The 20,577-nt window shown below is 59.1% G+C and carries 22 protein-coding genes and 1 pseudogene; 12 read left to right on the forward strand and 11 right to left on the reverse strand.

From position 1 onward, the window contains the following. Positions 1-24: 24 nt before the first annotated feature. Both HS122_03225 and HS122_03230 read right to left on the reverse strand, forming a co-directional pair. The gene (locus HS122_03225) at positions 25-948 is read right to left on the reverse strand and encodes an alpha/beta hydrolase (GenBank protein ID MBE7537411.1); all 924 of its coding nucleotides are present in this window, start codon (positions 946-948) and stop codon (positions 25-27) included. 288 nt (positions 949-1,236) lie between these two features. Continuing rightward, a complete protein-coding gene (locus HS122_03230) occupies positions 1,237-2,364 on the reverse strand; it encodes a DUF481 domain-containing protein (protein MBE7537412.1) in 1,128 nt (375 codons plus the stop codon). A 246-nt stretch (positions 2,365-2,610) separates the two neighbouring features. Between HS122_03230 and HS122_03235 the strand changes: the two genes are divergently transcribed. The 9 genes from HS122_03235 to HS122_03275 all read left to right on the forward strand — a co-directional run bounded on the left by HS122_03235 (position 2,611) and on the right by HS122_03275 (position 9,784). Beyond that, on the forward strand, positions 2,611-3,009 hold the full coding sequence (locus HS122_03235; protein MBE7537413.1) for a prepilin-type N-terminal cleavage/methylation domain-containing protein: 399 nt from the start codon (positions 2,611-2,613) through the stop codon (positions 3,007-3,009). Between the two features lie 178 nt (positions 3,010-3,187). Further along, positions 3,188-4,957, forward strand: a complete 1,770-nt coding sequence (locus HS122_03240; protein MBE7537414.1) for a tetratricopeptide repeat protein — start codon at positions 3,188-3,190, stop codon at positions 4,955-4,957. A gap of 447 nt (positions 4,958-5,404) precedes the next feature. Beyond that, positions 5,405-5,665, forward strand: coding sequence for a hypothetical protein (locus HS122_03245; GenBank protein MBE7537415.1), 261 nt, complete (start codon positions 5,405-5,407; stop codon positions 5,663-5,665). 26 nt (positions 5,666-5,691) lie between these two features. Continuing rightward, on the forward strand, positions 5,692-5,934 hold the full coding sequence (locus HS122_03250) for a hypothetical protein (protein ID MBE7537416.1): 243 nt from the start codon (positions 5,692-5,694) through the stop codon (positions 5,932-5,934). A gap of 1,177 nt (positions 5,935-7,111) precedes the next feature. Further along, positions 7,112-7,885: a transposase gene (locus HS122_03255; GenBank protein ID MBE7537417.1), complete on the forward strand. Its 774-nt coding sequence runs from the start codon at positions 7,112-7,114 to the stop codon at positions 7,883-7,885. Between the two features lie 165 nt (positions 7,886-8,050). Beyond that, positions 8,051-8,707 carry an AAA family ATPase gene (locus HS122_03260; protein MBE7537418.1) on the forward strand — a complete coding sequence of 219 codons (657 nt, stop codon included), beginning with the start codon at positions 8,051-8,053 and terminating at the stop codon, positions 8,705-8,707. Positions 8,708-8,740: 33 nt separating this feature from the next. Then, positions 8,741-8,902 (forward strand): hypothetical protein, encoded by a 162-nt coding sequence (locus HS122_03265; GenBank protein ID MBE7537419.1) that lies wholly within the window; start codon positions 8,741-8,743, stop codon positions 8,900-8,902. Beyond that, complete coding sequence (locus HS122_03270) at positions 8,875-9,198, forward strand: hypothetical protein (GenBank protein ID MBE7537420.1); 324 nt, start codon at positions 8,875-8,877, stop codon at positions 9,196-9,198. The genes HS122_03265 and HS122_03270 overlap by 28 nt, the downstream gene beginning before the upstream one ends. A gap of 316 nt (positions 9,199-9,514) precedes the next feature. Then, entirely contained in the window at positions 9,515-9,784 is a 270-nt protein-coding gene (locus HS122_03275) for a hypothetical protein (GenBank protein ID MBE7537421.1), read from the forward strand. A 395-nt stretch (positions 9,785-10,179) separates the two neighbouring features. Here the strand turns inward: HS122_03275 and HS122_03280 are convergent, their stop codons facing one another. From HS122_03280 to HS122_03300, 5 genes are all read right to left on the reverse strand, one after another. Further along, positions 10,180-10,761 (reverse strand): hypothetical protein, encoded by a 582-nt coding sequence (locus HS122_03280; protein MBE7537422.1) that lies wholly within the window; start codon positions 10,759-10,761, stop codon positions 10,180-10,182. A 192-nt stretch (positions 10,762-10,953) separates the two neighbouring features. Then, positions 10,954-11,334 (reverse strand): hypothetical protein, encoded by a 381-nt coding sequence (locus HS122_03285; GenBank protein ID MBE7537423.1) that lies wholly within the window; start codon positions 11,332-11,334, stop codon positions 10,954-10,956. A gap of 811 nt (positions 11,335-12,145) precedes the next feature. After that, positions 12,146-12,847, reverse strand: coding sequence for a transposase (locus tag HS122_03290; protein MBE7537424.1), 702 nt, complete (start codon positions 12,845-12,847; stop codon positions 12,146-12,148). 838 nt (positions 12,848-13,685) lie between these two features. Continuing rightward, positions 13,686-13,835 carry a hypothetical protein gene (locus HS122_03295; protein ID MBE7537425.1) on the reverse strand — a complete coding sequence of 50 codons (150 nt, stop codon included), beginning with the start codon at positions 13,833-13,835 and terminating at the stop codon, positions 13,686-13,688. Between the two features lie 141 nt (positions 13,836-13,976). Beyond that, a complete protein-coding gene (locus tag HS122_03300) occupies positions 13,977-14,687 on the reverse strand; it encodes a hypothetical protein (protein MBE7537426.1) in 711 nt (236 codons plus the stop codon). Positions 14,688-15,617: 930 nt separating this feature from the next. Between HS122_03300 and HS122_03305 the strand changes: the two genes are divergently transcribed. Genes HS122_03305 through HS122_03315 form a run of 3 tightly spaced genes read left to right on the forward strand, consistent with a single transcriptional unit; the run spans position 15,618 to position 16,781 of the window. Further along, the gene (locus tag HS122_03305) at positions 15,618-15,782 is read left to right on the forward strand and encodes a hypothetical protein (GenBank protein ID MBE7537427.1); all 165 of its coding nucleotides are present in this window, start codon (positions 15,618-15,620) and stop codon (positions 15,780-15,782) included. After that, positions 15,779-16,183, forward strand: a complete 405-nt coding sequence (locus HS122_03310; protein MBE7537428.1) for a hypothetical protein — start codon at positions 15,779-15,781, stop codon at positions 16,181-16,183. The genes HS122_03305 and HS122_03310 overlap by 4 nt, the downstream gene beginning before the upstream one ends. After that, positions 16,110-16,781: a hypothetical protein gene (locus tag HS122_03315; GenBank protein ID MBE7537429.1), complete on the forward strand. Its 672-nt coding sequence runs from the start codon at positions 16,110-16,112 to the stop codon at positions 16,779-16,781. Before HS122_03310 ends, HS122_03315 begins: the two co-directional genes overlap by 74 nt. On the opposite strand, the gene HS122_03320 is transcribed toward HS122_03315, so the two are convergent. The 4 genes and pseudogenes from HS122_03320 to HS122_03335 form a co-directional block, all read right to left on the reverse strand. Beyond that, positions 16,776-17,231 carry an MFS transporter gene (locus HS122_03320; protein MBE7537430.1) on the reverse strand — a complete coding sequence of 152 codons (456 nt, stop codon included), beginning with the start codon at positions 17,229-17,231 and terminating at the stop codon, positions 16,776-16,778. The two genes, HS122_03315 and HS122_03320, sit on opposite strands and share 6 nt — an antisense overlap. Positions 17,232-17,379: 148 nt before the next feature. Continuing rightward, positions 17,380-18,099 (reverse strand): MFS transporter, encoded by a 720-nt coding sequence (locus HS122_03325; GenBank protein MBE7537431.1) that lies wholly within the window; start codon positions 18,097-18,099, stop codon positions 17,380-17,382. A 3-nt stretch (positions 18,100-18,102) separates the two neighbouring features. Further along, positions 18,103-20,049 (reverse strand): annotated as a pseudogene (locus HS122_03330) (FAD-dependent oxidoreductase). After that, the gene (locus tag HS122_03335; protein ID MBE7537432.1) at positions 20,024-20,374 is read right to left on the reverse strand and encodes a hypothetical protein; all 351 of its coding nucleotides are present in this window, start codon (positions 20,372-20,374) and stop codon (positions 20,024-20,026) included. The pseudogene HS122_03330 and the gene HS122_03335 overlap by 26 nt, the downstream one beginning before the upstream one ends. Positions 20,375-20,577: the final 203 nt, after the last annotated feature.

The following is a 20,577-nucleotide window of genomic DNA, read 5'->3' on the forward strand; positions in this document are numbered from 1 at the left end:
GGTGCCGATCACCGCGCAGAGACATCAAACAGCCGTGATTCCCGCAAGGGGTGACGCCCACTTCTCCGGATCCACACCCGGTGCCGGATGACCCATGAGCTTTCCCTGCGGGCGTCCGAGAAAATGCGATGTCACCAGACGCTGAACCAGGTTCATGGAGGGCAGTGCGCTGTGAAACCCGAGCTTGCTGAGCAATTGATCGCCAAATTCAAAGAAGCCAAAATCCCCTGGCGTCACGCACACAACCTGATTGGCAGGAATAAACGCACACCTCGAGCCAAGATACGGCACGGTGTTGTCGCCGGTGTTCAGTCGATCGCCACTGCGCCATTCATTCCTTGGATCGCCCAGTTCGAACCGTGGTTTTCCAGCAGCGTCCGGCCTGATCGTCATTGAGACGCGCGTGTCGGCATCGACGCCAACAATGCAGAGCCATTTGCCTGTGTCTGGAAGCCTCAGTCGTTCAATGCGCCGTCGATGCCGCCACGCCTGGTCCAGCATCGCCTTCATCAGGCTTGTGGCCTTGACCTGCGGATCGTCGGGGCGGAGACCATACCGCGTGATGAAAGTTGCCAGCGTGTTCAGGATTCCCGGCTGCCAGGCCTCCGGCAGAAAAATATCCTCCGGCAGCCCGCCTTCGGCGGTGACGGCCTCATCGAAGGACGGCAGCAGGTGATACAACGCCGGCGTCAGGCGCGCCGCCTCGCGTTCCCGCGATCCACCGCTGGAAAGACTGAAGCCGCCAACGCCGATCGCGACCTTCGCTATGGACTCCAGGGAACCGCGGAAAGGCGACGCCAGTGATGCCACCTTGTCGACCGACTTCATGCCGTTTCGAGAGACATAGCCCGCGACAATCAATCCCCCCATCGAATGGCCGACGATGTTCACCATGCCGGTTTTCGTCGAATAACCGTCGGCGTGGTAGTGGCGCATGAGGCTGCACATGGCCCAAATAGGTGGACAGCTCCGGTAACCGACGGTCCACTGGTTCTCTCGCGCGATACCAGCGCAACAATGTGTTAACTGCAAATCGATGCCGGAACCCTCTCTTACGCCACTCTCTTTACCCCAAGCCCCGCCACGCTCCAAACCCGATCCTTCAGACCACTGTCGCTCCCACCCTGACCAAATCCACTTCCGTCTTCAGGAAACCCCGTGACGCGGGACACCGTTTAGCTGGGTGGACCATCAGTTCTCGAGCTGACGTCTGACTGCCGACTTCTGACCTCTAACTCAGAACGCATACCCCAGCGTGCTGCTGATGCGCTGATCAGATTTGCCCGCACCTTCGACGATCGTGTTGTCGAATTCATATTCATAGCGCAGATTCATCGATATCCTGTCGGTGACCTTGCCTTGCAGCGTCGTATTGAAGCGAATCCGGTAATTTTGGACGCCGCCCGCGACAGGCACGATCACATTGTTTCGGATGATGTACTTGTTCTGTGAGTCGGGGGAGTACTGGGCGAGGAGGTCCTGAAGGAAGGTCAGACGTCCGTTGATCTTGTAGGTGTAGTCCTCGAAGATCTCGGCCAGCGCGGCAAATTCGCTGCCGATGCTGGCTGCTTCACGGAACTGGGCGGTGACTCCCCCTCCCACATTGACTACATGGTGATCGCGCTTGTAGAGGGCAAAACCCACGCCAGCATTCTGTTCGTAGTTCTGATCGATTTTCTTGACGTCGTCCGAAAGGAAGCTCGTCAGTGACTGGGCAAACATCCGGGCGGACAGTTGATGACGCCAGCGAAAGCTCGCATCGGCCCGATCCGTGCTGACCCGGTCTCCCTGCTCACCGTACAGAATTCTCCCGCCTGCCTTGTAATGATTGCGGCCGCTCTCGCGCTCGGCATCGAGGCGAAGGGAGGTGTTGAGGCTGTCCAGGCGCCCCGATTGTTGATAGAATCCGAATTCAACCTTGCCTCTCCAGCGGGTTGGCTGCGGCTTGGCACCTGTCGATGAGGCGTGCTGCGCGGGAGGCTTGGACGTGGAGGAGGCTGGCTTTTCGTTTGCAAGAACACCTTGCGTCGATTTTTGACCCGTGGCTTCGGGAACCTTGGTCGCTTCCGCGGCCGGATGCTCCTTCTGGGGGGGGGGGAGCCCGGCGAGGCTTTCCACAGGAGTGTCGACTGTCTCGATCACAACTCCGTCCGTTTCCAAGAGGACGATGTCGCCGACGAGGCTGGACCTGAAGTAGATCTTTCCATCCACCCGCTGCAAAAGTTCGCCGGTAATCCGGTCGCCGTTCCTAAGATGCAATTCAGCGGCGTGGGATTCCTGGGAGGCAATGCCAAGGAAAAGCAGCGCAAGGTTGATGAGGAGAGTGAACCGGTTGCTGGGCGATGTGTCTGACGAAGAACTCACGACAAGAGGCTGAAAAAGAGGATGAAATGTGCAGGCGGCCAGAACGAATTTCGACTAAATCCGCGCAACTTTGTGCCGAAAACTTTTGTGCGCCCTGGGGTGAATTCCGTATTTCATATAGGGATATATATTTACGTGACAGTTTACATGTTATTGACGTCAGTGATTCTTGCGTCGTGACGATAAAGCGGTGGACTCGAATCACGCTCAACTTGAGCTCAATATCATCCGATTATATCACTGCATATGAAAATCAATACTCGCTCCACCAAGGGCTTCACCCTTGTCGAAATCATGATTGTTGTCGTCATCATCGGCCTTCTGGCCGCGATGGCGATCCCCGCCTTCCAGAAGGTTCGTGAGAACTCGATTGGCAAGGCGATGGAAAACGATGCCCGCCAGGTTGCCTCGGCGGCCCAGCAGTACTTCCTTGAGAATGCTGGTGTCACCACGATCCCCTTCACTGTCGCCACCGCGACTGGTCTTGTCGACACGAGCACCCCGCTGGCTGTGTACGTGAAGCAGATCTCAAAGGGCACTGCCGTTTCGGCCAACATCGTTCTCGACACCGACTTCACCATGACGAACGCCCAGTACAAGGCGGCCGCCGTGCAAAGCTTCAACTCTGAAGGTAAGAAGAAATAGGCCATATTTTTCATTCAGCCGCGCCCTGTCGAAAGGGGCGCGGCTTTTTTGTGCTTAATTCTGGCGGGTTCAGGATGGAGATTTTCCTCCACACGGCTTCCTTCCGTGCCGAAGACTTTTATGAACCAGAGCCAGACTGGCGCCTCTGATTGGGCCCGGACTCGCCAGCGTGAATGCAATGCCTGAAAGGAAGCCGAAAAGCGCCCTGTATGTGAGTCCCATCATGAGGGATGCCGCCGCCTGCGGGTTCCTGGGACTGGCTGTGGTCATGATCTATGCGCAGATTGGTGGGCATCGGCCGATCGCGTTCGATGATGCTCTGTATCTCACGGACAATGCCTGGGTGCTTGCGGGTTTGAAGTGGGACAGCCTGGTCTGGGCGTTCACCAATTTCGATTCGGCCAACTGGCATCCGTTCACCTGGCTGAGCCACATGGCTGACCAGCAGGTCTTCGGAGAGCATTGGGGCGGCCACATGATCGAGAACTTGTTCTGGCATGCCGGCAATTGCATGCTGGTCTATGCCTTGCTGAAGCGGCTGGGATTCTCGCGCATGCTGGCGTTTGCGCTGGCGTCTATTTTTGCCTGCCATCCGCTTAATGTGGAGTCGGTGGCCTGGTTGTCGCAGCGAAAGAATCAGCTCAGTACCTTTCTGCTGCTCGCGGCGATGATAACCTATTTGGATTGGCGGCGCGAAGGGAGGAGGCTGACCCTTGTCCTTATGACAGCTGCCTACGTCGCGAGTCTGATGTCAAAGGCGATGGGCGTGACTTTGCCGGTGATCGTTGTAGTCTTCGAGGCGGCCATCGCCGTCCATCTATCGGAAGGAAAGATCCTGCGTTCCGCAGGTGCTGCCTGGGCCTGGTTTCGCGAAACGTTCGTTCGCGTGCTGCCCATGTCCATTGCTGCGGGGGTGATGTGCGTGGCGACGATCATTGCGCAGCGCAGCGTCGGAGCGGTTGCGTCGCTCGACACTCTTTCCTTTCTCGATCGAATCAGCAACGCGACCCAGGCGCTGGGAGTGTACCTGGAGACATTTGTGTGGCCGGAGAACCTGAGCTTTTTTTATCCGCTTCGCGAACAGACGGACTGGGGGCTGATCGTCGTGGCGTGCCTCTTCATCCTCGGCACCACCTTTGTCACCATCTGGAGCACGAAACGCGCACCCCTGCTGACTTTTGGCGCCGACTGGTTTCTCATATCGCTGCTGCCTGTGATCGGGCTGGTTCAAGTGGGGAGTCAGAGCCACGCTGACCGCTACATGTATGTTCCGATGATCGGGCTTCTGATTGGGATCGGAGCGGTTTTTGAGTGGATGGCCGGGCGAAATATTGTTCGGATGGGCATCCTGGTTTTTGCGACAATCGGTTTCGCCGGCGCATTGGGAGTCAAGGCGTATGCCTATACTATGCTATGGAAAGATGGGGAGACTGCATATAGAAATGCCATTCGTGTCGGTGGCCATTCCTATACGATGACAGTCAGCCTGACTGCGACGCTCATAAATCTGAACTACCTGAAAACTGCTGAACCCTATGCGAGGCTGGCAGCGGAAAAGTGGCCGGACCGGCCCTTGTCTGTTGCCAATCTGGCCACTCTTCTTGCCAGGGAGGGGAAGTACCAGGAGGCCGAACCCTGGTTTCGCCGCGCGGTGGAAATCGAACCGGGCAATCTCCGGTTCCGCTACATGCTTGGACTCACGCTGCTGCACCTTGGCCGTGAGGCCGAAGCTGAGCAGGTGCTTCAGACGGCACTGAAGCTTGGCGGGCAGGGCGAGGGCTGGAGAACCTCGGATCGTTTTGCCAGATCGGTGCTCATGCGGAAGCTGCCGATAAAGCAGAACGAAGTGAAGGATCTCATGGAGAAAGCGGCTCCCCGGGAAATTAAGGTCGAGTCCACTGCGGAGGGCACCGAAGCGAAATCCTTGGGAATGGGCCCGGAAAAATAGAGAATGTCTGTTTTGGCAGACGAGAATCCACCTGGGCTTGCCTCGAAAAAATGCAAGGGCGTCCAAACCACTCTAAAGAACGATTGCGGAATAGCGAAACTTGGGAGCGACAATGCGCGATTGGAAAGGGCTTCAGAGTGGCCTCGGGGATTGAGTGGCGGTGGGTAATCTCGTTGTAGAGGCAGAAAGACGCCCGGAAAATTGTTTAAACTTATGCTTTGAAGATGCATTGAGGGTCAGGTTGGGGCCCCATATGGAGCACATTTCTGATCCTGTATTGAGGAAGACGTTTTTCGCGCCCTTGAGCAATGCCCTGGCTGCGTCGCTGCATCAGCAGGACTGCTGGCGTTCACGGACGCCGAGTTTCTTGAACCCGGCGCGACCTGGTGATTTACGATCCACGCAGTGGTCGAGGATCCTTCAGCAGATTGGCGTGCACATTGAATCGTGCCCGCAGCGGAGCAGCTTTTCGAGCAACTCAAGAGCATGCGGCGCCTGCAGATGCTCTCCGACGTGACCGAGCGGGTTGCGGCAACGATGGCGCCACGGGCGGAGATGCCGGAAGAGCTCGCCAATCACGAACTGTACGCCGGCGATGGTCATTGGCACGGTGCCGCCACGCATGATGCGAAGATCGATGATCGGCGCTGGGCGGTCGGCCATGTTTACGCTCTGAACCTGGTGCACCCGCGCCCTGCATCACCTTGATCTGACTCAGGGCGTGCGAGCACGACATGTCTGTGCTCAAACGGCTCGGCGCGGACATGCTTCGAATGGGTGCGAAGAAGCGTCAGCGCGTCATCTGGGTGTGGGACCGTGCTGGCATAGACTTCGAGCTCTGGCAAAACTGGAAAGCCCTGTCCCGCGTCACGGAGTTTCCTGAAGACGGGAGTGGATTTGGTCAGGGTGGGAGCGACAGTGGTCTGAAGGATCGGGTTTGGAGCGTGGCGGGGGTTGGGGTGAAGAGAGTGGCGTAAGAGGGAGAGGAGGGATTAAGAGGTTGGGGAATGCAGCGGATCCACCCCACGGCGCTGAGTCCTGAGCAATACATCGAGACGGAGGCCCATCGGCAGGTGCGTGGTGAAGGATTGTGTCCGCGGTGTGGAAAGGGTCGGTTGCAACGGCATGGATTTTACAGTCGTGGCGTGACAGGGGTGGCGGGGCAGGAGCTGCGGGTGCTGGTGGCACGATTCATCTGCGCAGCGTGCAGGGGTACGGTGAGCTACCTGCCGGGATTCGCGTTGTCGTACCGGCTGGTGCAGGTTTCGACGTTTGAAGCGTTTCTCGAGGGGGAGTTCTGGCGAAGGGAAGTGCAGCGGTGGCTGTCGGTGCTGGAGGACTATCGTCGGCGGATGCCTTGGCTACGCGACGGAGCTTTGGCGGCGGGTGGGATGCGGCTTGGGCCGCACCTCCGGCGAGCAGCAGGGCGATGTGGCCCTGGCTGAAAGCGGCGTGCGGTGGATTGACCTCCGCCGCACGCCGACTGGTGGCCGAGTTCAGGACAACCCTGTTTCGGCAGTACCAGTGCCATCAGCCAGCGGGGTGTGGTGAACACTACGGCTGGCCCGAGAGACCGGGTCTGAACGTGAAGGGGTAGCAGCCCACACAACGAAAATATCGCGATCGTGAACCGGAGCGGTGAAACGCTTTCAGGGTATGAAAATCACTCCTTCGGAAGAGGAATCACGGGAAGCGAGGGCGCTGGCGCGCTTCGCCGCCGTTCAGGCGGTGATGCAGGCGGTCCGGAACGGACCGCCGTTGATGCAAGCGGCGCAACAGGCCGCGCAGCAGGCCTGGGACGGGCAACTGTGTTCTGGCCGCGACGATCGAGGACTGGTACTACGACTACACAGGCACGGCCAGTTTGCCGCGCTGCACAGTCAAAGGCGTTGTGACTGGGGAAAATCGAAGGCGATGGATCGGCCGCGGTGGAGGCGTTGTGCAGACTGAGGCGGGAGCATCCGGGCCTGACACTCAAAGCCCTGGCGGAGGAGTTGGTGCGGCAGGGGATCCTGGAGCGCGGCAGTGTGAGCGAAAGCACGCTGCGGAGGCGGCTGGTGGAGGCGGGATTGGACCGGCGCAGCGTGCGGGCCGGTTCGGGTCTTAGCGGGGGGCCGACGAAGGCCTTCGAACTGCCGCTGCCGAATCTATTGGATGGCCGACTGCATGCACGGGCCGACGCTGAGGACCGGGGGGAATGCAGGGGCGCAGCGCACGTATTTGTTCGCGCTGCTCGACGACTGCTCGCGGCTGTGCGTGCACGGGCAGTTTTACGAGCACGAACGCCTGGAGGGTTTCCTGGATGCGCTGCGGCGGGCGCTCCAGACCCGCGGGCTGCCGGAGAAACTCTACACGGACAATGGAGCGGCGTTCCGCAGCCAGCATCTGGCGGTCGTGTGTGCGAACCTCGGCATCCGCCTGATCCACGCGAAGCCGTACCACAGCTGGTCGAAGGGCAAGATCGAGCGGTTCTTTTCCACGGTGCAGACCCAGTTCCTCCCGCCGCTGGTGTTCACGCCGGTGCACTCCATCGACGAATTGAACCGGCGGTTCTGGCAGTGGCTGGAGAGCGGGTACCATCAACACGTGCACTCGGCCCTGGCCGGCGAGGCACCGGCGCAGCGCTTCGCACGGCTGGGCACGGCGTTGAGGCTGCTGGATGCGAACGCGCCACTCGACCGCTTGTTCTTCATGCGGGTGGAGCGGCGGGTGCGCAAGGATGCGACCTTCTCGCTGGAAGCGGGCCTTTGGGAGGTGGCGGCGCATCTGCGCGGGCAGCTCATCACGGTGCGTTTCGATCCGGTGAGCCTGGCCCGGGTGGAGGTCTGGCTGGGCGAGCGGTTCATCGGGCTGGCGGTGCGCTGTGACAAGCACCGCAACGCGAAAATCCCCTTCGTGACCAACGACTATGAGCGCGAAACCCACTGAAGCCCCGGCGCTGGACCCGCGCTCAAGACGCTGTGGGGTGCCAGCCGATGGCTGGATGGCTGACGGCGGGTGGTCCTTGCCCACCCCGCCTGGCAGGAGGCGTACCGACGACTCGACCAACTGGCCGTTGTGCGCGCCAGCGGTGTCCTTCACGGGCCCAATGGCGTGGGGAAAAGCACCCTGTTGCACCGCTGGAGCGAACGGTTGAGCCCCAAGCAGTATCGCTTCGTGCGGATGACGCACGGCTCGCTGGCCCACTCCGATCTGCTGCGTCACCTGGTGAAACTCGGTGGCCGGGAGCCGAAGTACCGCAAGGGCGACAACGTCGGCCTGCTGAGCGAACTGTGGCAGGAGTGGGCTCCGGTGTGGCCGGTGCTCGTCATCGAGGAGGCGCAGGATCTGTCCGTGGCCGCACTGGAGGAACTGCGCCTGCTCACCTGCGCCCGCACCGACGCGGCCCCGCCGTTCTCCCTGATCCTCTGCGGGGACGAGGATCTGCTCGGTCGCCTGGAACTGAATGTGAACCGCGCCCTGGTGTCGCGGCTGGGCTTCTGCCTTCATCTGGCCCCCTGGCCCGCGGAGAGTTTTTCCGAGTACCTGCACGAGCGCCTGGCCGAGGTCGGCATCCACTCCAGCCCCTTTGAGCCGGCCGCCGAAACCCTGCTGCTGCAATCGGGACAGGGGCTGCCGCGCACGCTCAACGCCCTTTTGCAGCGCGCCATGGAGCAGGCAGCCCTGGCGAACCGGCGCGTTGTCACCACCGCGGATGTCCAGTTCGCCCTCGATGCGCTGCCGTGGCTGGCGCGAATCCGTCCGTCGTGAGGCACCATGCAACCGGCCGACCCCACGTCCGTCGTGCCTGCCCTGCTCGAGGAAATCCGCCGCCGCTTCTATGCCCAAGCCGAAGCGCGCACCTTCCATCGCGACCGGCGCATGCTGCTTTACGCGCTGAGCTGGCCGGCGACCTGGCTGGAGCACCGCGCGCTCACGTGCCTCTCGCCCGCTACACCACGCTGATCACCGACCGCCTCGACGACATCGCCGCGCACGGTGATCCCGCCCGTTACGGCCCATACTTTCCGGCGTATCTGCTCAAATGCGTCCAGGATTGGTTCCAGCATCACGGCGACGAACTCGACGCTGAACTCAAACACATCCGAAACGCCCTCGATCAAATCCTCGCCTCACCCTCGCTCGCCCTGACGGTCCGGCGGGACGCCCACCACCTCGCATTGCTCGCGGCCGCTCATCGGCTGCTCCACCAGCGCAGCCAACGCCAGCCCGCCGCCGACCGCCAGCTGTCGCTGTTTTGATCTCCGCCGCGATCAACGTGGCGTCACACCGCGTCGCTTTTCCATCACGTCACGCTCCACCCGGAGCACCCGCAAACAGCTCTACTCCCGTGCCGCATTTATCACGAAAAAACGTTCCTGAAACACCGTGACGCGGAACAGAAAGCCACCCGCGGCATCTACTTCATCTCGAGAACCAAGGACAACATGACTTTCACCACGGTGTCTCAAGTGGCTCCTGATCCGGACCGCCCGATCGACCCGAATATCCTCTCGGACGAGCGCTGCTTGAGCAGCCAAGGCACCGAGGTCCCGCCTGATTCGATATCGCGATCCGGTGGGCGCAACGGTGTACGAGTTCGTCACCACCGCATTCCACCTGCCCGCCGACATCATTGCCTGGCTGTATAAAGCGCGATGGAACATCGAGAAGGTCTTCGATCAGCTCAAAACAAGTTCGACGAGGTCAAGGCTTGGGCAACCAGCGATACGGCGAAATCCATCCAGCGAAGTTCTTTGCCTGGCTCACAACTTGCTCGAGCTGTTTGAGGTGCACTTGGAAAACGACTATCGGATTCGCAACCGAAGCCGGCCTGCAACGTCGTGAAAAAAGGCTCGCCGAACACACTGCCGTTGCCCGGAAAAGGGTACGCCGTCCCAGCCCCAGACCGCCTTTATTCCAGCCTCTACAATGCAGCATAAACCCATCCGATGGCTTCGCTCCTACTGGTTCTCCAGCACCCCTCTATCGCAGATCCTGCCTGTCCTGGCCCGCTCCTACGCACATTCCTAGCCTCCCACATTGGACACCCTTGAGGAAGGAGCCGAGGTCGGATACAATCCCGGCAAACCAGGTCGGCGCAGTTTTCATCCGCTACTCGGTGTGGTGGCGCGCACTCGGTTGTGCCCGGCTTATCGTTTTCGCTCAGGTGACACAGTGACCGCGACGCAGTGGGAAGAGCGGCTTCGACAGATTCCGCGCTAATCATCCAGTCGATGTCTCTACCACTCGAAGATCTCCAAGTGGCCGATGCCGAAGGCAGCTCCTGCCGGATTTTGGTTCTTTAGGATGACTGTGTAATCTCCCGCAGCCAGCGAGAAGTTCACGAAGCCCGCTTCCTTGTTGTCGATCGTCCAGCCGCCATAGCGGGTTTGCAGCGTCGCCTTGGATGTGGCGTCGATATCGTCACACGAGGCGACTAGTCCGGCCGAACCGTGTACCTCCACTCGGGGATCGGCCAGTAGTCCGGAAAGTCCAAATGCGGAGAGACTGGGGCCGCTACCCCGAATACCGATCGACATTGCACGGTCGAGTCGGAATCCAAGTATCAACACTTGATCGCCGACTTGCACATTGCCCCGCCCGTTAAAATGTTGGATGCGCGAATCACTGATCTCGTCGGAAACTACTATGCGTATATGTCCGATGCGACCATAACTTGATTGGTCCGTCAATAGGGCGGAGTAGCTCAAATCTGGGTCGAGATCTGCGGTGATTCCCGGTTCGTTGCTTTGAAGTGTTTGCCCGTAGTTTAGCGATTGTACATAATACTCGCTATTGCGCAAGATACGCACGTTAGTCATCGATACAGTATCACCACTTGGCGTGTGCGAATATGTTCCCCACGACAAGGGTGTCCAATGTGGGAGGCTAGGAATGTGCGTAGGAGCGGGCCAGGACAGGCAGGATCTGCGATAGAGGGGCGCTGGAGAACCAGTAGGAGCGAAGCCATCGGATGAGTTTTATACTGCATTGTAGAGGCTGGAATAGCTTGGTTAGCAGGGCTGAGACGGCGTACCCTTTTTCCGGGCAACGGCAGTGTGTTGGCGAGCCTTTTCACGACGTTGCAGGCCGGCTTCGCTGCGAATCCGATAGTCGTTTTCCAAGTGCACCTCAAACAGCTCGGCAAGTTGTGAGCCAGGCAAAGGAACTTCGCTTGGATGGATTTCGCCGTATCGCTGGTTGCCCAAGCCTTGGACTCGTCGAACTTGTTTTTGAGCTGATCGAAGACCTTCTCGATGTTCCATCGCGCTTTTATACAGCCAGGCAATGATGTCGGCGGGCAGGTGGAATGCGGTGGTGACGAACTCGTACACCGTTGCGCCCACCGGATCGCGATATCGAATCAGGCGGACCTCGGTGCCTTGGCTGCTCAAGCAGCGCTCGTCCGAGAGGATATTCGGGTCCGATCTGGGCGGTCCGGATCAGGGAGCTACTTGAGACACCGTGGTGAAAGTCATGTTGTCCTTGGTTCTCGAGATGAAGTAGATGCCGCGGGTGGCTTTCCAGTTTGCCAGAGCTCGAAGTCTATGCCAGCACGGTCCCACACCCAGATGACGCGCTGACGCTTCTTCGCACCCATTCGAAGCTATGTCCGCGCTGAGCCGTTTGAGCACAGACATGTCGTGCTCCTTTTCGCCCTGGAGTCAGATCAAGGTGATGCAGGGCGCGGGTGCGCAGGTTCAGAGCGTAAACATGGCCGACCGCCCAGCGCCGATCATCGATCTTCGCATCATGCGTGGCGGCACCGTGCCAATGACCATCGCCGGGCGTACAGTTCGTGATTGGCGAGCTCTTCCGGCATCTCCGCCCGTGGCGCCATCGTTGCCGCAACCCGCTCGGTCACGTCGGAGAGCATCTGCAGGCGCCCGCATGCTCTTGAGTTGCTCGAAAAGCTGCTCCGCTGCGGGCACGATTCAATGTGCACGCCAATCTGCTGAAGGAATCCTCGACCACTGCGTGGATCGCAAATCACCAGGGTCGCGCCGAGTTCAAGAAAACTCGGCGTCCGTGACCGCCCGGCAGTCCCGCTGATGCAGCGACGCAGCCAGGGCATTGCTCAGGGGCGCGAAAACGTCTTCCTCAATACAGGATCAGAAATGTGCTCCATATGGGGCCCCAACCTGACCCTCAATGCATCTTCAAGCATAAGTTTAAACAATTTTCAAGGGTGTCCAATGTGGGAGGCTAGGAATGTGCGTAGGAGCGGGCCAGACAGGCAGGATCTGCGATAGAGGGCGCTGGAGAACCAGTAGAGCGAAGCCATCGGATGAGTTTTATACTGCATTGTAGAGGCTGGAATAGCTTGGTTAGCAGGGCTGAGACGGCGTACCCTTTTCCGGGCAACGGCAGTGTGTTCGGCGAGCCTTTTTCACGACGTTGCAGGCCGGCTTCGTTGCAAATCCGATAGTCGTTTTCCAAGTGCACCTCAAACAGCTCGAGCAAGTTGTGAGCCAGGCAAAGGAACTTCCGCTTGGATGGATTTCGCCGTATCGCTGGTTGCCCAAGCCTTGACCTCGTCGAACTTGTTTTGAGCTGATCGAAGACCTTCTCGATGTTCCATCGCGCTTTATACAGCCAGGCAATGATGTCGGCGGGCAGGTGGAATGCGGTGGTGACGAACTCGTACACCGTTGCGCCCACCGGATCGCGATATCGAATCAGGCGGACCTCGGTGCCTTGGCTGCTCAAGCAGCGCTCGTCCGAGAGGATATTCGGGTCGATCGGGCGGTCCGGATCAGGAGCTACTTGAGACACCGTGGTGAAAGTCATGTTGTCCTTGGTTCTCGAGATGAAGTAGATGCCGCGGGTGGCTTTCCAGTTTTGCCAGAGCTCGAAGTCTATGCCAGCACGGTCCCACACCCAGATGACGCTGACGCTTCTTCGCACCCATTCGAAGCATGTCCGCGCCGAGCCGTTTGAGCACAGACATGTCGTGCTCCTTTTGCCCTGAGTCAGATCAAGGTGATGCAGGGCGCGGGTGCGCAGGTTCAGAGCGTAAGCCGATCGCCCCAGCGCCGATCATCGATCTTCGCATCATGCGTGGCGGCACCGTGCCACGACCATCGCCGGCGTACAGTTCGGGATTGGCGAGCTCGAGCATCTCCGCCCCGCCATCGTTGCCGCAACCCGCTCGGTCACGTCGGAGAGCATCTGCAGGCGCCGCATGAAACAGATCGAAAAGCTGCTCCGCTGCGGGCACGATTCGCGCCAATCTGCGGAACGCCTTCGTTCTGCGTGGATCGCAAATCACTCGGGTCGCGCCGAGTTCAAGAAACTCGGCGTCCGTGACCGCCGGCAGTCCGCTGATGCGGCGACGCAGCCAGGGCATTGAAGCCGCGCGAAAACGTCTTCCTCGATCACAGGATCGGAATCGTCCATGCAGCCCCAACCTGACCCCGCGGCATCTTCAAGCGGTAAGTTTAAACAATTTCCGGGCGTCTTCCTGCCCTACAACGGATTACCACCGCCATCAAGATACAGGCCGCTTGAAGAGCCCTTTCCAATTGCAAACAAAGAAATTGTTATTCCGCAATCGTTCTATAAAGTGGTTTGGACGCCCTTGTGATAATATTATGCCGGTTTAGAATGTAAAGGGGACATCATTAACAGGGTGGTAAAATTCTATATTGGATTCTAATTTCATGGATGGAATGAGGGAGCGATTGCGTGCATCAGAGCGACGGCAAGGAGGAGCGCAAGCCGTGACGCAAAGTCCCGCAATCCCTCAGGTGGTCTGACCCAGTGCGAGCATGGTGGGAAGTGTGATTGCGCGATGACTGCCGTCCGCAAGAATCTTGCCCGCCTCAAGCCCGATGCGTTCGTAGTCAATGACAAGCGTTGTGATATTTCGATCGGTCACAATATTCGTGCCCATGGCTGAAATAATCCCGGCCGCCCCGGGCAGGCGATATGGCGTCGGCAATATTGCCGCGCAGAATTGCGGCAATATTGTCCTCAAGACAAAATTCCAACACGCCTGCTTGTAGCTTGCAGACGGCGAACGAACTCCGCGCGTTCAGCCGGGGTCGACACCGCATACATTCGATTCTTCAATGGGACGCCCCACATGGACGCCGCTCGCAGGCGCAGCCGCGCGCATCAGGTCAACCGGTGCAGCGCCGCTGAAAGGAACGGCGATCCAAATTTCCTCATAGCCGCGCGCGAAGAGATGGCCGACGGCAAGCACCGCGCTTGATTCAAAATCGATCGAAACGCTTGCAAGTCCGGGAAGGCGCGTTTTTCGACATACAATCACCGCGTTGGTCAATTGGGCCGAAAACTCCTCCAGTACATCATCCAGCCAGACGTCGTCGAGAAGGATGCCTCCAAACTGGTCCTCGTAATCCCGAAAAAATTCCGCGATCGCTTCATGCTGCGCCGTGGCTCCTGCATGCAAGGGCGGATGCTCCGTGTCCGCGTGGCGCACCGTGCTTTCGTTGTGAACAAAGAGCATCGCTGCCCGATTGCGCCCGAACGCCTGGCTGAATCCACTCATGATCCCTTGGTAGATGCGGCTCCAGTGCCGAAGTTTGCGAAGCAAACACGCGTAGGGCTTGCGGCGCTCGAACATATGGCGGCTCTCAAGCGGGTAATAGCGCCCGTTCGCACGGCGCCAGAGAACCTTCTCGGCATCCAGCTTCTTCAAAAGTCTGCATGCACTTGCATTTGAAACCCCATACCGGTCGCCGAGTTCGCGCGTTGTTGGCAACGGGTCTTTGCATCCCATGATTTCTTCAGAGCAAGACGCCTGAGCGCAGCTTCGAGTTCGGTGACACCCTTGCCCGGACGCAAGAGTGCTGAGTTTGATGTAACAAGCTGCTTGTTTGACGGCATAATTTTGAGCGACTCGGATCTCCTTCGTAATATCGCCTGAAGTTTGTTACGCAACAAATCATATCGCTCGTCAATGGACAATTGTAAACGCTACCCACCAGCCATTCTGGCCACCTGCCCCATTCCGTGGAAAGAAGATCATGAACTTGACGAGCCGCTCTTCAGGCGCGTCGTGGCACAACTCGCGCAAAACTTCACAAGACATGTCTATCTCTTCGGAACTGCAGGTGAAGGCTATGCAGTCTCCGATCGGCAGTTCGAATCTATCGTTGGATCTTTTCGGAGCGCGTTATCCATGGATGCCCGACCGATGATTGGAATCATCAGCCTGTCGCTCGGAACAATCGTGGACCGCATTGCCCCTGGGTCGCGAACTGGGGTTTCGTGAGTTTCAGCTTTCCCTTCCCAGCTGGGGTGCACTGACGGATTCTGAGACCGATCGCTTCTTTGCGGAAACCTGCGGTCGCTTTCCCGACTGTCGATTTCTGCACTACAACCTAAAGCGAGCAAAGCGCGTCCTTGACGGCGACGCCTATGCACGCCTTTCAAAGGCCCATCCAAATTTGGTGGCGGTCAAGATGGGCGGCGAGGATCCCGCCGCGTTTGCCGACATTCTTACAAAGGCGCCCGCACTTCAGTGCTTTTTCACGGAATTTGGCTTTGCGGCGATGCGGGATGCCCACGAATGCGGCCTGCTTGCCGCACTTTCGGCGTGCTGCCACAAGAAAGGCCTGGCCTTTCACGCAGCGCGCGGTGCTGAGCTAAGCATGCGGGCGGAGGAGTTTCGTATGGTTCACCGCGCATTGAAGGGTGCGATCGACCCATGGCCACCCACATGGACGGCGTCTACGACAAGCTCCTCATCAAGCTGGAATTTCCGGAATTTCCCCTTCGCCTGCTGGCTCCTTACGCTTTTGCGGGTGAAGACGCATTCCTCCGCTTTGTTCAGAATCTACCCGCCGGCTGGCTGACTCCAAGGAAAACATGATTCGGTTCAGCATAATGTTGGTCGCGGGCTTGGCTGCCACCGCAGCCCTCGCTTCCGATTCGATCTGGTCGCCTGTTGCATCGCTGCCCGAAGGTCTGGCCGGATCCGCCTGCGGCGTCATCAGTTCCCGCTTGGTCCTTGTGGGAGGATCCCGCTGGGAGGATGAACGAAAGATCACTCTTCGCGAAGTGCAGAGCTATGACCCGCTGACCAATCGATGGGAACAGCTGGACGCCAGCCCACAGGCGTTTGCCCACGGTCCTTTCTGCACATGGCGAAACCGGATTCTGGCATGGACGGCCGACTCGGTTCTCACCATCGCAATGGATGCCCCTGGGCCGGGTTCAAGCACGGTCCCTTCCGCACCCTGTCGTTTATTCCGGAAGCACACTGCTTCATGACAGCTTCTACATTCTAGGCGGCTGCCCGGATGCGCTATCCACAAGCAAATCCACATCGCAGTTCTTCAGCATGGATCTGGTTTCGGGCTCAATTGAGATCCTGCCCGAATTTCCCGGAGGTCCAGCCATTCACATCGGACTTGCGGCGTCTGCGGGGCGCCTTTGGGCGTTTACCGGTGGGGTCTGGGACAAGGCATCATCTCAAATGCTCAACACGGATGCAGCGTGGGTTTATGATCCATTGACAAGGAAATGGAGCTCCGTGGCTCCGGTCCCCTATAAGGCACGCGGTGTCGCGGTCCTCGCTCTCGATGACAGGCATATCCTGCTGGCTGGCGGCTACCGCAACGAGGACGGCGGCGCGCACCTCACGGACGCCTGCCTGATCTACGATCTGGAAACAAACCAATACCATTCTTTGGGCCGGCTGCCGATCGCCGTCATGCTCGCCAGTTTGGCTCGCGTTGATGACTGGATCTATGTCCTTGGGGAGAGAATGGTCCCCGTCGTCGGTCGGCAAACGTCTATCGCGCTCCACTGCGGGCTCTCCTGCAGCATGAAGACTCAAGATCATGAGATATCGTGCGGGCGACTATGAGGAGGCCGATGCGACGCTGGCTGACTCATTCTCCCTTGCCCTATGAATGTCCTCAGCGCCAGTGAAGTGGTAGGCCAGCAGCAGAGCGATTCCCGCGATTACGAACAACACTGCAACGGACGCAAATATTGCCTGTAGTCCAAGCGCGCCTTTGAGGACTCCTGCAAGAAATACTCCGCAGCCACCAATACCCGTGGCGCATGCGTTCATGAGTCCTATCGCCGTTGCCCGCAGATGTTCGGGTACAATTTCGCATAGAATAGGCTTGTCATTGGCCTGACCGATGCCGCGAAACAGTGCAAAAAGTGAAATTGCGATCGCAATGGTAGCGAAGCCGGGGTGAGCCAGGAAAAGAAGGAGTGGTGGTGCTGCTGCGAAATAACAAAAGGCAAATACGAGCAATCGCCGTTCCGTGCGGGCGCGAAGCCAGCCGGTCTGAGATCCAACCACCGATCACGATCCTGAGAGGAGACTGCATGTTTGAAGCATGAATGTTCCCGCAAAACCCGCCTCACCGAGCGACATGTTGAACGAATCGCGGAAAAAAAGCGGGAGCCAGCTGAGAAAAACCCAAATGCCGATGCCCGAAAGTACAGCCTCAAAGAGCAGGAGGTGGTAGGTTCGGACGCGCAAAAGCTGCCGCAGTGCCGGCCACAACTGTGGACGATGGAAAGCTGGCACTGGCAGGCATCGGTCCGACTCCTCCAATCGTGGCCGCTCCCGGCAGGAACCGCTTTGCAAGCATGGCCAGCACGAGGCCCATTGCACCAAACACCAAGAATGATGCGCGCCAGCCCCAGTGTTCTGCGAGAAATCCAGCTGCCGCTCCACCGATCACAACTCCTCCATTAACGCCGATTGAAATCAAACTCATCGCACGTGCCCGGGTCGACAGGGCATGGAACTGCGCAATCAGCGCGTATGCTGCCGGAAGAAAGAGACATTCTGAAACTCCCAGGGCGACGCGCAGGACCAGCAGGGAATTGAACCCCGGAACCAATCCTGTGAGCGCCGTGACAACACTCCAAGCCACGAGACTGAACGTGACCACAGCTGAGCGAGAGAGCCTGTCAGCAAGGACACCGGCAATCGGTGAAAAGACCGCATAGGACCAAAGAAAGAATGAGCCTAGCAAGCCCAGCGCGACGTCGGACAGGCCGAGTTCGCTCCGCAAAGCGGGCAAAACAGTGGACATGGCCGTGCGGTCCGCATAGTTGACAGCCGAAGCAAGGGCTAGGAACACAACCATCCCCCAACGGTCGCTCTTCTCGGGCGTCTGGCATCCGGCCGCAGGCAATGGAAGCGGGTTGGATGTCATCGTTCACACGTCCCGGCCTGTTCCCGCGGCGTAAGCCCGCACCTCCATGATGCGGGCGTGATCAATGCCATTGGTGGAGACAACCACGATGCGCAATGCAACGGCAGGGACAGGCGTGGGAAGCAGGTGCACACGCCTCCGAAGATAATTTCCGTCCACGACAACCAGTGCAGCGCCACGATGCTCCGTCATCGCATTCGATCCGGTAGTCGCGCACCGTTTCCGCCTGCGGACGGCCCCATTGCATTGCCGCGGTGTATCCATCCGCCTGTGACAAAGTAAGGTGTCGGTGCTGTCCCGTATCAAACACGAGCTGAATCTCCTGAATCAGGACGACCGATTCCCATCGTATTTCGAGCCAGGCGGGCAAGCCGCATCCTGATTCGCTCATCCACCGGTGTGTCCCCGGGAAAGAACGTCTGGCGGTGCCTGAGTCACCACGTTGCTGCCTTGGGTGCCTTCAAGCACACTGTTCCACAAATTCTCCGAGCGTGCGCTTGGGATCTCCCGTTCGCGCCCGTGCACAGCGCGGGTTTGGCCGCTTCGAACCTGATGCGCTTCAGCACCCATCTGCTCACTTGATGCCGTGATGCTCGCGGCTGCGCGCACGAGATCGAGTTCATCCTCATTCCGGATGCCAATCAGGTAACAGTCGTCGCGCAACAAGCGCTGCTGAACCTCCCTTACCAGATCCGGCCGGCCTGAGAGCGCCGCCGGTGTCAGTCCGGACCGAATCGCAAAGGCCGCCGCCGTACCCACACCCTGCCCGACGACCGCGCAGGTAGCCATGACCCGCGTGGAGGCAAAGGCAATGTGGGTCGCGGAAATATTGCGTCCGGCAAACATCAGATTGCATGGCCCCTCGGAAATGCAGGCGCGCAGGGGAATGTCGTAGAGAAACGGAGGTGATGCTGCTCACAGGGAGCGAGGTCGGTGCATCAATGCCTTCCGGTGGATGCGTGTCGATCGGCCAACCGCCGTAGGCAATGGCGTCGGGAAACGGCCTCGACTCAAACAAATCGGCCTCCGTCAGCACATGGAGGCCGGTGAACCGCCGGCTTTCTCGCTTGCCGGGCAGAAAACCAATCCACTCAAGCGCCCAGTTGGAAGCATCGAGGCCAGACTCGTTCTTAACGTGGTTCCATACCCCAAAGCAATCGCGAGCAGCTCGTCGCGTATGCGTTCATTGTCCTTGATCGTATCAAGGCATCCGCCCCACTCCACCCACCAATAGCCGTACTCCAATCCCAGATCGGAACCGCTGCGACCAAATGGACGAAGCGTGAAGTGTTCGGGGCGAAACCGACGCACCCAAGGCGGCGCAATGAAGGGCATCGGACGGTCGTGCCTCCGCGCCTGAAACAGAATTGAGGATCCAAGGGTCCTTCGATCCGCGCGCTCGACGGCCAGTGATTCACCAAACTCCTCACGGGATTCCCGCCCGTGCCGAAACGGTGCCCTGGCTTCGAGTCCGAGACGACCGTCTCCGGTGCAATCGACAAAAATCCCTGCGGTGATGCGGATCCGATCCTCGGTCGATGCTCTTGTCGCGAGCACCGAACGCACGACTCCGTCCGAGACCTCCGCTCCGTCAACCGTCGTGTTCAGCAAGACGCGCAGGTTGGGCTCGCGCCTGCATTTGTCGTAGAGAGCGAGATCGAGCATCGCGGCGGATCGCTGCGGGTTGTGAACCGACTGCTCCAGGCGAATTTCCTCGATGATGCCCCCCTCGCGCAATTCGGTCTCGAGGGCAGCGCCTCCCTTCAATCCCGTCGCACCCACCATGTGCATGCGCACCTCGCTTGAGGCGTTGCCGCCGAGCACCGGGCGATCCTGACAAAGGATCACACGCACGCCCAGGCGCGCGGCGGACAGGGCGCAGGCGACACCTGCAGGACCACCACCGGCTACGAGGAGATCACAGTCAAGAACCTGAGTGGGTTCCGTCAACGGACCTCCTCCCAAAGAAATTCGAACTCCATGATCTGCGGGGCAGTCGGTCGACACCCTTGTAGTCGACAATGCGGAAGAGCGTGCGCCCGCTGCGTTCGAGAAAATAGGGTACGGGGTAGTATCCGTCGGTCACGTTCGCGCGCTCCGCATTGTCGAGAATTACCGCCTTCTCAACTGTGAGCGCAACGGGATCCAAGCGAAAGAGGCAGAGTTTCATGGCCGCAGGAAATGTCGGCCCGCCGCCCGATGGCGTGGCACTGCTGACCAAAGTCACGTGTTCGGTCCAGTTGCGGCCCATTAGATAGTAACGCCCATCACGCATGAAGAGTCGTGGTCGCCCGACATAGCCCGTTATGTAATCATGGGTTCCCGTAAGATCCACTGGCGTCGCAGCCAGTCATTGGTCGTGAAGTGGAGCCGCGCGCGATTGTCGTAGCCCCGGGTGGCCACGAGAAAGCCGTCAGCGTAGCGGACAAAGGAGCTCTCGTTGATCGGGAGATCACCAAACTCACGCGATAGATTCCT

Source organism: Opitutaceae bacterium, from assembly GCA_015075305.1.
In the GTDB taxonomy this organism is placed as follows: domain Bacteria; phylum Verrucomicrobiota; class Verrucomicrobiia; order Opitutales; family Opitutaceae; genus UBA6669.

Excerpts from the sequence above, each read along its gene's own strand:
- HS122_03325 (MBE7537431.1), bottom strand. The coding sequence starts at position 18,099 with ATGACATCCAACCCGCTTCCATTGCCTGCGGCCGGATGCCAGACGCCC.
- HS122_03235 (MBE7537413.1), top strand. The coding sequence starts at position 2,611 with ATGAAAATCAATACTCGCTCCACCAAGGGCTTCACCCTTGTCGAAATC.
- HS122_03310 (MBE7537428.1), top strand. The coding sequence starts at position 15,779 with ATGATTCGGTTCAGCATAATGTTGGTCGCGGGCTTGGCTGCCACCGCA.
- HS122_03295 (MBE7537425.1), bottom strand. The coding sequence starts at position 13,835 with ATGGGCACGAATATTGTGACCGATCGAAATATCACAACGCTTGTCATT.
- HS122_03305 (MBE7537427.1), top strand. The coding sequence starts at position 15,618 with ATGGCCACCCACATGGACGGCGTCTACGACAAGCTCCTCATCAAGCTG.
- HS122_03240 (MBE7537414.1), top strand. The coding sequence starts at position 3,188 with ATGCCTGAAAGGAAGCCGAAAAGCGCCCTGTATGTGAGTCCCATCATG.
- HS122_03315 (MBE7537429.1), top strand. The coding sequence starts at position 16,110 with ATGCCCCTGGGCCGGGTTCAAGCACGGTCCCTTCCGCACCCTGTCGTT.
- HS122_03225 (MBE7537411.1), bottom strand. The coding sequence starts at position 948 with ATGTGCAGCCTCATGCGCCACTACCACGCCGACGGTTATTCGACGAAA.
- HS122_03280 (MBE7537422.1), bottom strand. The coding sequence starts at position 10,761 with ATGACTAACGTGCGTATCTTGCGCAATAGCGAGTATTATGTACAATCG.
- HS122_03300 (MBE7537426.1), bottom strand. The coding sequence starts at position 14,687 with ATGGGATGCAAAGACCCGTTGCCAACAACGCGCGAACTCGGCGACCGG.
- HS122_03255 (MBE7537417.1), top strand. The coding sequence starts at position 7,112 with ATGGCCGACTGCATGCACGGGCCGACGCTGAGGACCGGGGGGAATGCA.
- HS122_03335 (MBE7537432.1), bottom strand. The coding sequence starts at position 20,374 with ATGCGTGATGGGCGTTACTATCTAATGGGCCGCAACTGGACCGAACAC.
- HS122_03250 (MBE7537416.1), top strand. The coding sequence starts at position 5,692 with ATGTCTGTGCTCAAACGGCTCGGCGCGGACATGCTTCGAATGGGTGCG.